Source organism: Propionicimonas sp., from assembly GCF_047606205.1.
GTDB lineage: Bacteria > Actinomycetota > Actinomycetes > Propionibacteriales > Propionibacteriaceae > Propionicimonas.
In genome coordinates, this window is sequence record NZ_JASGES010000072.1 from 1 (window position 1) to 12,520 (window position 12,520).

A 12,520-nucleotide genomic window follows, 5' to 3' on the forward strand; every position below is an offset into this window, starting at 1 on the left:
GCCCCGAGGGGCTCACCGGCTCCTCGGGGACGGGCGACTCCTGTGGCTCCACCACCGCCGTCGGCTCCACCACCGCCGTCGGCTCCACCACCGCCGTCGGCTCCGCCACCGCGGTCGGCTCCGCGTCCGCGGTCGGCTCCGCGTCCGCTGTCGGCTCCACCACCGCTGTCGGTTCCGCGTCCGCGGTCGGCTCCACCACTGCTGTCGGTTCCGCGTCCGAGGTCGGCTCCACCACGGCCGTCGGCTCCGCGTCCGCGCCGCCGTGGACCGGCAGCGGCCTCGTGTCCTCCTCGACCGCCACAAAGGACGGCGGCAGGTCGGCCTCCGCCGCGGCCTCACCGGTCGGGGCGGGCGGCATCGCGTCCTGCTCCGGCTCCCCGCCCGGTTCGGCGAGTGCCTCCTGCGGTGGCTCGTCGAGCGGCGCCGCGGTGTCCTCGCTCGTCTCCGCCGGGGCGTCGGACACCTGGTCCTCGGCGGCCTCTGCAGTGGGTGCGGAGACGGGGTACCAGTTGCCGGTGTCGGGCTGATGGCCCTGTGCGGGCGGCGCGTCCTCGCGCACGGTCTCGGGTTCGCGTGGCTCGGTCACGGGGAAGTCCTTTCCTGACAACGCACTCCTGTCGTCCATGCTGGCATCGAGGACCCCCTTACCCGCTCAGCGACACGGCGCATCGCCCGGTGCGCACGCGGTCAGGCGGGACGCCCGAGGCTCAGCATCAGTGCCTCCATCGCCAGCAGCGGGGCCACGTTCGTCTCCAGCGCGGTCCGGCACGCGAGGATCGCGTCCAGCCGGGCGACGGTCGCATCCGGCGTCGTTCCGGTGGCGATCGCGGTGATCGAGTCGCCGACCTCGGCGTTGATCAACTCCGCACCGGCAGCGGTCTGGACCACCAGTACGTCGCGGTAGAAGGAGGTGAGCTCGGTGAGGACGCGGTCGAGCGCGTCGCGCTGCAGCCGCTTCGCCCGCGCCTTCTGCTGGTCGTCCAGATCGCGGAGTGCGGCCTGGGCGTTGCGCGGGCGTGCTCCCCGGGTCGTGAACCCGAGCGCCTCGGACAACTCGGCCTTCTCGCGGGCATCCAGCTCCGCCGTCACCTGCGCCGCCTCGGCGGTCGCGGCCTCGACCATGGTGGAGGCCGCATCGAGACACGCGCCGAGGGAGGTCAGCCTGCCGGGGAGGGCGAGCACCTGCTGGCGGCGCTGCCGCGCATCGGCGTTGCGGGCCAGCGCGCGGGCGCGGCCGATATGGCCCTGCGCGACGCGGGCCGCGAACCGGGCCAGCTCCGGGTCGACACCGTCCCTGCGCTGGAGCAGCTCGGCGATGGCGGACGCGCGGGGCGTGCTCAGCTCGACCTGACGGCAGCGGGAGCGGATCGTGGCGACCACGTCGTCGGCCGTCGGCGCACACAGCACCCAGACCGTCCGCGGCGCGGGCTCCTCGATACTCTTCAGCAGCGCGTCCGCGCCGCGTTCGGTGATCCGGTCGGCGTCCTCCACGACCAGCACCTGGTAGCGCGACAGCGTCGGCGACATCGCTGCCCGCCGGACGAGGTCGCGGACCTCGTCCACGCCGATGCTGAGTTGCTCCGTACGCACCAGCGTGACGTCGGGGTGGGCGCCGCTGAGCGCCGTGGTACAGGTGTTGCACTCCCCGCACCCCCCGAAGGGGCACTGCAGCGCCGCGGCGAAGGCACGGGCGGCGTTCGAGCGCCCGGAGCCGGGCGGGCCGGTGAACAGCCACGCATGCGTCATGGCATGCCGGTTGCCTTCCGCCGACCCACGAACCGCACGCTCCAGGGTCTCGACGACGCGGTCCTGGCCGACCAGGTCGGCCCAGACTCCGCTCGTCGCCGTGCTCGCTGTCACGTCCGTAGTGTCCCATCCGGCTCTGACAGCAGCGGCTCCACCCGCTCGCGGATCAGGGCGGCGAGGTGTCGCACCCCGGTGCGGGCGGGAAGCACGAGATAGTGCGCGGGGTCGCGCCGGGCCAGGTCGAGGAAGAACTCCCGGGCCCGGACGTGCAGGTCCTCCCCCGCTCCCTCGAGACGGTCCTTCTGCTCGATCGTGGCCAGGCCGCGACCCGGGTCGAGGTCGAGCAGGATCGTCAGGTCGGGGAGCAGGTCCGAGGTCGCCCACCGGGCGATCTGCTCGATCCGGTCGACCTCGAGCGTGCGCCCTGCGCCCTGGTAGGCCAGCAGCGAGTCGACGTACCGGTCGCTGATCACCACCGCGCCGCGCCGCAGCGCGGGGAACACCACCTCGTGCACGTGCTGGGCCTTGTCGGCGGCGTACATCAGGGCTTCGGCGCGAGGGGCGACGTCGCCCCAGGCCGGGTTGAGGACGAGGTCGCGCAGTCTCGCGCCGACCGGGGTCCCGCCGGGCTCGAGGGTCAGCACGACCTCGCGGCCCAGCTCGGTGATCCACTCGGAGAGCTTGCGCGCCTGGGTGGACTTGCCCACGCCATCGCCGCCCTCGAAGACGATGAAGACACCCTCCGCCACTGCTGCTCCTTCTGGCTGCGACCTACTTCTTCGCGCTCGGCTTGCGGGTCGTCGTCCTGCGGGCGGCCGCCCGCTTGGGGGCAGGGCCCTTGGCCCGCTTCTCGGCGAGGAGTTCGGCCGCCCGCTCGAGTGTGACCGCCTCGACGGAATCGCTGCGGCGCAGGGTGGCGTTGGTCTCGCCGTCGGTGACGTACGGACCGAAGCGGCCGTCCTTCACCACCACGGGCTTGCCGGACGCCGGGTCGGCACCGAGTTCCTTCAGCGGCCCCGCGGCGGCCCGGGCCGCGCCCCGGCCACGGGTCTTCGGCTGGGCGTAGATCGCCTCGGCCTCCTCCAGCGTGATGTCGAAGATCTGGTCCTCGCTCGCCAGCGAGCGCGAGTCGGTCCCCTTCTTAAGGTAGGGGCCGTAGCGTCCGTTCTGCGCGGTGATCTCCTCGCCGTCGCCGGCAGTGCCGACCACGCGCGGCAGGCTGAGCAGCTTCAACGCGTCCTCCAGCGTCACCGTCCCGGTCGTCATGGAGGCGAACAGCGAACCCGTCCGCGGCTTCGCTGACTTCGGCGCGTCCTCGGGGAGCACCTCGGTGACGTACGGGCCGTAGCGTCCGTCCTTCGCCACCACCTTCAGGCCGGTGGACGGATCGGTGCCCACCTCGCGCTCCTCCGCCTGGGGCCGATCGAGCAGCTCGTGGGCGAACTCGAGGGTGAGCGCGTCCGGGGGCAGGTCGGGGTCGACGTTCGCGCGGCGCCCTTCGCTGTCCTCGATGTAGGTGCCGTAGCGGCCGACCCTGACGTCGATGCCGTCGCCGATGGCGAAGGTCGACATCGCCTTGGCGTCGATGTCGCCGAGCTCGGTGACCAGCTTCTGCAGCCCTTCGTGGGGGGAGCCCTGCGGCCCGAAGTAGAAGTCCTTCAGGACGGCGACGCGGGCGGCGTTGCCGTTCGCGATCTCGTCGAGGGTGTCCTCCATGTCGGCGGTGAACTTGTAGTCCACCAGCTTCGGGAAGTGCTCCTCGAGCAGCCGGGTCACCGCGAACGCCAGCCAGGTCGGAACGAGCGCCGAGCCCTTCTTGAACACGTAGTCGCGGGACGTGATCGTGCGGATGATCGCCGCGTAGGTCGAGGGCCGGCCGATCTCCAGCTCCTCCAGCTTCGCCACCAGCGACGGCTCGGTGTAGCGCGACGGCGGGCGGGTCTCGTGCGCGGACGCCGTCACGTCCTTCGCGTCCAGCCGCTGTCCGGAGGCGAGTTGCGGCAGCCGCGCCTGCGCGTCGTCGCTCGACTCGTCGTCGTCCACGCTCTCGACGTAGGCCAACAGGTACCCGAGGAAGGTGATCGTGCGGCCGGAGGCGGTGAAGGCCGCCCTGCCGGACTCGACCACCTCGCCGGTGGACGCGTCGGCGACGGCGACCCGCTCGGGAAGGGTCGCCCCGATCCGGACGCTGACGGTCTCGCCCTCCGCGTCCTTCATCTGGGAGGCGATGGTGCGCTTCCAGACCAGCTCGTAGAGCCGGAGGTGGTCGCCGCTGAGCCCGGTCTGCTGCGGCGTGCGGAAGGTTTCGCCGGCCGGGCGGATCGCCTCGTGCGCCTCCTGCGCGTTCTTCACCTTCGAGGCGTAGACGCGGGGCTGCGCGGGCAGGTACTGGCCGCCGTAGAGGTGCTTGACCTGGTCGCGGGCCGCGGTGACCGCCGTGGTCGACAGGGTGACCGAGTCGGTTCGCATGTAGGTGATGAAGCCGCGCTCGTAGAGGTCCTGCGCGACGCTCATCGTGCGCTGCGCGGTGAAGCCGAGCTTGCGGCCGGCCTCCTGCTGCAGCGTCGTGGTGCGGAAGGGCGGGTACGGGCGCCGGGTGTAGGCCTTGGCCTCGACTCCGGCGACGGCGTAGGACGCCTTCGCGAGATGGTCGGCGAGTTCCTCGGCGGAGGCCAGGCTGAGCTGCAGCAGGTCCTTTCCGACCAGCGTGCCGACCGAGTCGAAGTCGCGACCGGACGCGATCCGCCTGCTGTCGAAGCTGGCCAGCCGGGCGGTGAACGTGCGCGGCTCGCCGCCTTGGTCGGGCTGGGCCTCGCCGGCTTCCAGGACGGCCTCGATGTCGGCGTAGGCAGCGGCGCGGAAAGCGATCCGCTCGCGTTCGCGGTCGACGACGAGCCGGGTCGCCACCGACTGGACGCGACCGGCCGACAGGCGCGGCATGACCTTCTTCCACAGCACCGGAGAGACCTCGTAGCCGTACAGCCGGTCGAGGATGCGTCGGGTCTCCTGGGCGTCCACCAGATCGGTGTCGAGTTCGCGGGTGTTGTCCACGGCGGCGTGGATGGCCTCGGGGGTGATCTCGTGGAAGACCATCCTCTTCACAGGGATCTTCGGCTTCAGCTCGTCCAGGAGGTGCCACGCGATGGCTTCGCCCTCGCGGTCCTCGTCGGTGGCCAGCAGGAGTTCGTCGGCGTCCTTCAGCTTGGCCTTGAGCTCGCGGATGGTGCCCTTCTTGTCCGCGGCGACGACGTAGAGCGGCTCGAAGTCGGCGTCGACGTTGACCCCGTTGCGGGCCCACTTCTCCCCCTTGTACTTCGCCGGCACCTCGGCCGCGCTGGTGGGCAGGTCGCGGACGTGGCCGCGGCTGGACTCGACCATGTAGCCCGAGCCGAGGAACTTGGCCAGGCTCACCGCCTTGGTCGGCGACTCGACGATGACGAGTCGGCGCTTGCTCGGTCCTGCCACGGGACTTCTTCCTGTCGGAGACGATCGGTCGCTCACTTTAGACGACGAGCCCCCGAGACGCGTCAGCGGCTCGGGGGCGAGGAGTCTCGACGAGCGGTGAGGAACGAACCGCGAGGAACAGACGAGGAGTCTCGACGAGCGGTGAGGAACGAACCGCGATGGCCCCCTCAGCGTTATGCGGGCCCACGCCAATGCCCCGCACCAGATTGGATGGATGCGGGGCACGGCATGCCGGGTGGGAAGGGCTTCCCTCCGCGTCCCGCCTGTCGGCGGTCGCGGGCCACGTCCCATGGCGAACCCGGCGGCTCGGTGACGGTCAGTTGACGGGGCTGCTGCCCAGGGTGACGGTGGCCGACTTGTGGGTCCCGTTGGGCGCCGTCCACTCGATCGTCACCTTCTGGCCCGGTTCCATCGCCCGGATGACGGTGGCGAGGTTCGTGCTGGCCTTGATCGTGGTGTCCCCCACCTTGGTCAGACGGCTGCCGGCGGTGACGCCCGCCTTGTCCGCCGGGCTGCCGGCGACGACGTCGGTGATGGTCTTGCCACTGCCCGCCTGGTCGGAGTCGGACACCTTGATGCCGAGGTAGCCCGCGGGCCCGACCCGGACGGTGCCGGCGTCCTGACCGGTCTCGATCTGCTGCACCACGGCGAGCGCGGTCGCGATCGGGACGGCGTAGCTGGTCCCCTCCTTGGTCGATCCGGCGGTGGTCATGCCGACCACCTCGTTGTCGGAGTCGTACATCGGGCCGCCCGAGTCGCCGGGGACGGCGCCCGCGTTGGTCTCGATCATGCCGGAGAGGTCCTCGGTGCTGCCCCACGGCGAGTCGGAGGACACGGTCAGGCTCTGGTCGGTGCCGGTCACCGTGCCCGCGGCCTTGACCAGCTCCCCGCCGCCCTCGGCGTTGCCGACCGCAGCGATGGCCGTCCCGACGGACGGGAGGTCGGTGTCGGTGGCGACAGTGGTCAGGTCGGACGCGTCCTTCAACTGGAGCAGCGCCACGTCCCTGGTCTGGTCGAAGCCGAGCACGGTCGCGGAGTAGGTGTCACCGGAGTCGGCGACCGTCACCGACAGCTTCTCCGAGCCCGCGACGACGTGGTAGTTGGTGAGCACCTTGCCGTCCGCGCTGAGCACCATTCCGGTGCCTGCGGCGAGGCCGGAGGTGGTCTCCGCCTCGATCAGGACGACGCCGGCGGACTGCGCGGCGGTCACGCCGTTGCTGGTCGTGGTGCCGCTGCCGCTCTGGCTCCCACCCTGCTGCCGTGGATCGGTCTGTCCCTGGCCGGTCTGCCCGCTTCCGGACTGCGGCTCGGTCGTGATTGTGGGGCTGGACGTGGCGGCGCCCAGCTGGTTCGCCGCCCAGACGAACCCGCTGCCGCCGAGGACGAGCGCGACGAGCAGCGCGACGACGGCGAGCGGCCAGCGCTTCTTCGTCGGGGTCGCCGTGGTCTGCGGCTGGTAGTAGTACTGGCTCGGCGGGTAGTAGCCCGGCTGCTGCGGGTAGCCCTGCGGGTACTGGTAGCCCTGCGAGGCCTGACCCCAGGCCTGCGGGGGGTAGCCCTGCTGCTGACCGTAGGCCTGCTGACCGGCGGCCTGCTGCTGACCGTAGGCCTGCTGCCCGTAGCCGCTGTACTGGCCGTAGCCGTACTGCCCGTAGGAGCCCTGCGGGCCGTAGCCCGGCTGCGGCGCGCCGTAGCCCTGGGCGTAGGCGTAGCTGGAGGGGTAGCCCGGCTGGCCACCCGTCCCGGTCGCACCCGTCGGCTGCGTCGGGATCTGAGCGGTGGGTTGCGTCGGGATCTGGGCGGTGGGTTGGGTGGGGATCTGAGCGGTCGGCTGGTCCCCGGCTGGCCATCCGCCGTCCGCGGGACGTGCCCACGCCGAGGCCGGTACCTGCTGGGTGGGCTCCGCGGTGGGGAGCACCTGCGTGGGCTCGGTCTGGCCGGGCGCCGCGAATGCCTGCGTGGGGGCACTCGCCGAACGGTCGCCCGGCGTTCCCAGTGGCTGGGTGTTGTCTTCTGGATTCGTCATGCCCGGCTCCTTGTCTGCTGCAACCCCAGTTAAGGCAGGCAGTCAATGCGGAGGCTGTCCGGTTCCTGTGAGAACCTGTGAACCTCGCCCTGTCCGTCGAACTGGCCGGGCCGCCGCGCTCGTCCCGGGTCAGCCGCGAGACGTGGTTGGTGGGCCAGACATCAAGTACCCGTCAGCGACCAGAGTACGGAGCGGCGAAAGCACCTCGGCCAGCAACGCGCCAGGGTCGGCGTCGACCAGGGACGCCACCGCGCCGACCAGGACGCCGAGCGGAAGTTCCCCGTCACAGGCGCCGACGATCGCCGCCACGGCGGTGCCGGCCTCCACGGCGCGGCCCAGCCCGTCGTGCTGACGCAGGACCAGGTGCTGCGGATCGGCGGCGCCGGGGTCGCCGATCGTCTCCTGCACCAGGCCGGGCCGGGTGCGCCAGCGTGTGGCCAGGAACTGGTCGTCGGGCAGGCGGGACGGGCCGATCGCGTCGAAGAAGTCGCCGATCGCCGCACCGACGGGCTGGTGGACGGCGTGGGGCCAGCTCTCGAACCGGCGCTCTGGACGCCCGCGCCCCGACCGGGACAGAGCCAGCCAGCCGAGCCCGACCGACCGGATCCCCTGCGCGGCGAAGTAGTCCAGCCATTCGGCGTAGCGGGCCGGGTAGGCGTCGGTGCCGGCGAGGCCGGCGTCGGCCAGCCACAGCTCGATGTACTCGTACGGGTCGAGTCGTTCCCGCTCGAGGACGATGGCGTCGCAGTCGGCGGGGATCCAGCCGGCAAGGCGCTCCTCCCAGGCGCGTTCGGTGACCGCCCAGTTGCCGAGGACGACCAGCCGGCCCCCGTCGAGGAGGTGGCCGGACGCGGCGCTCACCACCTCCTGCATGAGCCCGTCGCCGGCGAAGCCGCCCTCGCGGTACACGAGGCGGTCCCCGGTGGGAGGACTGATCACGTAGGGCGGATTGGTGAGGATCAGGTCGAACCGTTCCCCGGCTACCGGTTCGTACAGCGATCCCTGCCGCAGGTCGGCCCGCACGCCGGAGAGCCCGAGGCTGATCCGGGCCAGATCGAGGGCCCTGGGGTTGAGGTCCGTGGCGACGATCTCGTCGGCGTCGAGGTGGAGCGCCTGGATGCCACAGCCGGTCCCGAGGTCGAGGACGCGGCCGTGGTGACCCGGCGGCACCAATTGGGTCAGCGTCGTGGAGGCCGGCGAGGCGCCCAGCACGAAGTCGGTCCGCGGCATTCCGGGCTGCCCGTCGAGGGGGGTCTGGTCGGAGCAGATCCAGCCGTGCCGGACGTCCGACCCGTGCGGTGTGAGTTGGACGGTCGCCCGCAGGTGGTCAGCGCCGTCGACGAGGCCCGCGTCACGGAGGGCGGGAAGGCTGCGCAGGGCGCGCAGCCGGGGCGCGGGGACCGGCTGTTGCAGCAGCCAGAGCCGGATCAGCTCGGCCTGGGGGTCCTCGGCGTCCCCGAGTTCGCTGGCGGCCGCCATGGTCGAGTTGCGGCCGAGGCCGGCCAGCGCCGCACTCCCGAGGCGGCCCCGGACGCCGTCGAGCGTGTAGTCGGCGGCGAGCAGGTCGTCGCGGAGGGCGGAGATGGCGGGGTCGGCGAGCACCGGGCCAGCCTGTCACGTCGTACGGTGGGCGCCGCTCGCGTCCGGGGATCGTGGAGCCCTCCACGCCGACGTGGATCGCGGGCCGGTCCGGCACCGCCCACCCGGGCACCGGCCCGATCGGCGTCGTCGAGGGAGTGTCGGCAGGGGGTGGCAGGCTGTGGTCGTGGTGGTTCCGGAATGGTTGGCGAGCGACGAGCGGGTCCGGCACCACTACCACCGGCCCGCTGCGCCCGGGCTGACCGCCGACTTCCCGGAGTGGGTGAGCGGAACGGTTCGGGAGGCGCTCGGCCGGCTCGGGGTGGAACGCCTGTGGGCGCACCAGGCGAGCGCAGCGGATGCGGCCTTCCATGGGAGCCACGTCGCTCTCGCGACCGGGACGGCGTCGGGCAAGACGATCGGGTACCTCCTGCCCGTGCTGGCCGCGGCCGTCGACGGCAGGGTGGGGTTCGCCGTGCGCGAACGGGTTCCGCTCGAGCTGGGCCGTGGCCACAGCGCGCTCTACCTCGCCCCCACCAAGGCGCTCGCCCACGACCAGCTGCGGGTTGTGACGGCGCTCGACCTCACGGCGAAGGTGAGCGCGCTCGACGGCGACTCCGACCTCGCCGAGCGCAGGTTCGCCCGTGACTTCGCCCAGGTTGTGCTGACCAATCCCGACATGGTGCACCGCTCGGTCCTTCCCCGCCACCAGCAGTGGATCCGCCTGCTGTCGACGCTGCGCTACGTGGTGGTCGATGAGGCGCATCGCTACCGGGGGGTGTTCGGCGCCCACGTCTCGGCCGTTCTTCGCCGACTCCGCAGGCTGGCCCACCACTACGGTGCCGATCCTGTGTTCATCAGCGCGTCCGCGACCGTCTCCGGCGCCGGGGAGCTGCTCCAGCGGCTGGCGGGGGTCGAGGAGACCGTGGAGGTCGCCACCGACACATCGACGCGACCGGCCCTGGACTACCTGCTCTGGCGACCCGCCGGCGACCCGCATCATGAGGCGGCGGACCTCCTCGCCCGCCTCGTGGACGACGGCCGCCAGACCCTGGCGTTCACGACGTCCCGGGTGCAGGCGGAACTGGTCGCGCTGCAGGCGCAACGAAGGGTCGCACGGCCCTCGGCGGTGGCGTCCTATCGTGGCGGCTATCTCGCCGAGGACCGGCGAGAGCTGGAAGCCGGCCTGCAGAGCGGCCGGCTCACCGGGGTGGCCTGCACGAACGCGCTCGAACTCGGCGTCGACATCTCCGGAGTGGATGCCGTGATCAGCTGCGGTTTCCCGGGCACGATCGCCGCCCTGTGGCAGCAGGCCGGACGCGCCGGCCGGGCCGGGCGAGACGCGCTCGGCGTCCTGATCGCCAGACCGGATCCGCTCGACGCCTACCTGTGCGAGCACCCAGAGCTGATCTTCGACCGCCCCGTCGAACGCACCGTGCTCCACCCGGAGAACCCCCACGTCCTGGCTCCGCACATCGCGGCCGCGGCGCAGGAGCTTCCAGTGACCACTGCGGACACCCGGTGGTTCGGCGCCACCCTGCCCGCGCTGCTCGACGGGCTCACCTCGGCCGGACACCTCCGGCGCCGGGCGTCCGGCTGGTACTGGACCCGGGCCGACCGCGCCGCCGACTCGATCGACCTGCGCTCGGCGGGCGGACGTTCCGTCGAGGTGGTCGATGAGGCGACCGGCCGCGTGATCGGCCAGGTGGACCCTGCCGCCGCCGACCGGACCGTCCATGATGGCGCGGTCTATCTCCACCAGGGCGCCCAGTGGCGGATCGTGGGCTACGACCCGCCCTCGCACGCCGCGCTCGCGGTCCCGGACCGGCCCGGCTACTTCACCCAGCCGCAGAGCACGGCGGAGGTGCGGGTGATCGCCGAACTCCGCGGCCGCCCCCTGGGTGCAGCCCGGCTCAGCTTCGGCTCCGTCGAACTCACCAGCCAGGTGACCGGCTTCCTGCGCAGGGACGAGGCGAGCGGAAAGGTGTGGGACAGTTCCCCTCTCGACCTGCCGCGCAGGGTACTGCGCACCCGATCGGTCTGGTTCACCGTTCCCGACGACCTGCTCGCCGGCATCCCGCCGCGCGACCTCGCGGGGGCGGCGCACGCCGCCGAACACTGCGCGATCGGCCTGCTGCCGGCCTTTGCCCCGTGCGACCGCTGGGACATCGGCGGTCTCTCGACCACGCTCCATCCCGATACCGGCGAACTGACCGTCTTCGTGCACGACGGCCATCCCGGAGGCTCCGGCTTCGCCGAGCGTGGCTACGATCTCGCCGAACCGTGGCTGGGCGCCACCCTGGAGCGGCTCCGCACCTGCGAGTGCGTGGCCGGCTGCCCGGCCTGCGTCGTGTCGCCCAAGTGCGGGAACGGCAACCAGCCGTTGGCGAAGGACGCCGCCGCCGCGCTGCTGGCGCTCGTCCTCGAGCCGTGAGCGCCCGGGGCCGCTGGATCCACCGCAGGACGCACCCCACCCGGGGTCCGCGTCGAACCTCCCGATTCCACTCACCGCGACGTCCTGTCCCACCGGACGCCAGCTGAGCCCGACCCGCCCTCCAGGCCGGTTCTGCCGGCGCTCGCCGTTGCCGTCACCGAGCCGGGGAACAGTGGCGACGGGGTGGCCACCGGCCGGCTCACGGTCACAGACACCGCGAACTCGAGGACGTCTCCGCGCACCCGGCACGACCCCAGCAACACACCGTTCTGAACAGCGAGTGCTTCCGCAGCCGCGCACGCGTCCCGGCCGCGCGCGAACGCCGCCGCCGCGGACAGTGCAACCAGGTCCGCCGCGCCGCGAACCCGGTGCACGGCGGCGACATACCCCGCCACGACCAGCAGCATCCCGGCGACCAGCATCGTGACCAGGGCGACACCGGCGACGAGCACCGTTGCCGCTCCCCTTTGCGTTGCCCGGGATCGTCCGCCTGCCGTGCCCACCGGGCGCGAACCGCCCGGCTCGGGGATCGGGACCGTCCGGGCGCGGCGGCGATCCGTCATGACGGCTCCTCCACAACGGCGGCGCTCGCTTCCAGCGGCACCGCGGGCAGCCAGCCGGCCCAGGGCCGGGCGGTCAGCTGAACGCGGACCACGACCTGAGCCCCGTTCCTGCGCACCAGCACGCGTGCCCCATCCGGACGATCCTCGAGCGCCCTGGCCACGGCCGAGTGGTCGGCGCGGGCCTCCTGCCGGGCGATCTCGGCGGCCGTGTCCTGGCAGCGCACCAACAGTCCCACCAGCGTGAGCGCCCAGGCGACCAGCACAGCGGCGAGAGCCGCGCCGAGGCTGGCGAAGGCCAGCTCCGCGGTGACCATTCCCCGCTGGGCCGGTGCGGGTCGGCCGGGGGTCCCCCGGCCGACCCGGACGGTGGGGCGTCGGTTCACGCCCCACCTCCCATCGCCTGGATCACCAGCCTGATCAGCACCTGGATGATCTTCCACACCGCGTCCTGGAACTCGGCGTTGTTGATGATGGCCAGGATGATCCCCACGAAGCTGACGGTCGCCACCGTCCCGACCGCGTACTCCGCCGTCGTCATGCCCCGGGAGTCCCGGCATCCGCTGTGAGGCGGACCGCCCACGCTTGCCACCAATTGCCCTGCCATGCCTGTCTCCTTCCTCCGGCGTCCGTGCGGACGCACCTTCACCCTCGGCAACGAGGTCCCGGACCGCTCACCGACTTCTGGGTCCTGTGGACAAAGCTCCGGGA

At 72.3% G+C, this 12,520-nt stretch carries 9 protein-coding genes and 1 pseudogene; 1 reads left to right on the forward strand and 9 read right to left on the reverse strand.

Going from position 1 to position 12,520, the window contains the following annotated elements; all coding sequences use genetic code 11:
• From QM633_RS04865 to QM633_RS04890, 6 genes and pseudogenes are all read right to left on the reverse strand, one after another.
• Positions 1-586: pseudogene (locus QM633_RS04865) on the reverse strand (hypothetical protein); the annotation flags it as partial.
• 101 nt (positions 587-687) lie between these two features.
• Positions 688-1,860 (reverse strand): DNA polymerase III subunit delta', encoded by a 1,173-nt coding sequence (locus QM633_RS04870; RefSeq protein ID WP_415152600.1) that lies wholly within the window; start codon positions 1,858-1,860, stop codon positions 688-690.
• Complete coding sequence (gene tmk / locus QM633_RS04875; protein WP_415152602.1) at positions 1,857-2,495, reverse strand: dTMP kinase; 639 nt, start codon at positions 2,493-2,495, stop codon at positions 1,857-1,859. Before tmk ends, QM633_RS04870 begins: the two co-directional genes overlap by 4 nt.
• A 22-nt stretch (positions 2,496-2,517) precedes the next feature.
• Positions 2,518-5,211, reverse strand: coding sequence for a type I DNA topoisomerase (topA, locus tag QM633_RS04880; protein ID WP_415152603.1), 2,694 nt, complete (start codon positions 5,209-5,211; stop codon positions 2,518-2,520).
• Between the two features lie 316 nt (positions 5,212-5,527).
• Entirely contained in the window at positions 5,528-7,237 is a 1,710-nt protein-coding gene (locus tag QM633_RS04885; RefSeq protein ID WP_415152604.1) for a trypsin-like peptidase domain-containing protein, read from the reverse strand.
• 129 nt (positions 7,238-7,366) lie between these two features.
• Positions 7,367-8,839: a methyltransferase gene (locus tag QM633_RS04890; RefSeq protein WP_415152605.1), complete on the reverse strand. Its 1,473-nt coding sequence runs from the start codon at positions 8,837-8,839 to the stop codon at positions 7,367-7,369.
• Positions 8,840-9,002: 163 nt separating this feature from the next.
• On the opposite strand from QM633_RS04890, the gene QM633_RS04895 reads away from it, so the two are divergent.
• Entirely contained in the window at positions 9,003-11,249 is a 2,247-nt protein-coding gene (locus tag QM633_RS04895; protein WP_415152606.1) for a DEAD/DEAH box helicase, read from the forward strand.
• A 71-nt stretch (positions 11,250-11,320) separates the two neighbouring features.
• Here the strand turns inward: QM633_RS04895 and QM633_RS04900 are convergent, their stop codons facing one another.
• Genes QM633_RS04900 through QM633_RS04910 form a run of 3 tightly spaced genes read right to left on the reverse strand, consistent with a single transcriptional unit; the run spans position 11,321 to position 12,416 of the window.
• Complete coding sequence (locus tag QM633_RS04900) at positions 11,321-11,812, reverse strand: Rv3654c family TadE-like protein (protein WP_415152607.1); 492 nt, start codon at positions 11,810-11,812, stop codon at positions 11,321-11,323.
• Positions 11,809-12,195: a TadE family type IV pilus minor pilin gene (locus QM633_RS04905; RefSeq protein WP_415152608.1), complete on the reverse strand. Its 387-nt coding sequence runs from the start codon at positions 12,193-12,195 to the stop codon at positions 11,809-11,811. The genes QM633_RS04900 and QM633_RS04905 overlap by 4 nt, the downstream gene beginning before the upstream one ends.
• Positions 12,192-12,416, reverse strand: coding sequence for a DUF4244 domain-containing protein (locus tag QM633_RS04910; protein ID WP_415152609.1), 225 nt, complete (start codon positions 12,414-12,416; stop codon positions 12,192-12,194). The genes QM633_RS04905 and QM633_RS04910 overlap by 4 nt, the downstream gene beginning before the upstream one ends.
• Between the last annotated feature and the right edge of the window lie 104 nt (positions 12,417-12,520).

Coding starts and splice junctions, on each gene's coding strand:
- QM633_RS04885 (WP_415152604.1), bottom strand. CDS start 7,237: ATGACGAATCCAGAAGACAACACCCAGCCACTGGGAACGCCGGGCGAC.
- QM633_RS04900 (WP_415152607.1), bottom strand. CDS start 11,812: ATGACGGATCGCCGCCGCGCCCGGACGGTCCCGATCCCCGAGCCGGGC.
- QM633_RS04910 (WP_415152609.1), bottom strand. CDS start 12,416: ATGGCAGGGCAATTGGTGGCAAGCGTGGGCGGTCCGCCTCACAGCGGA.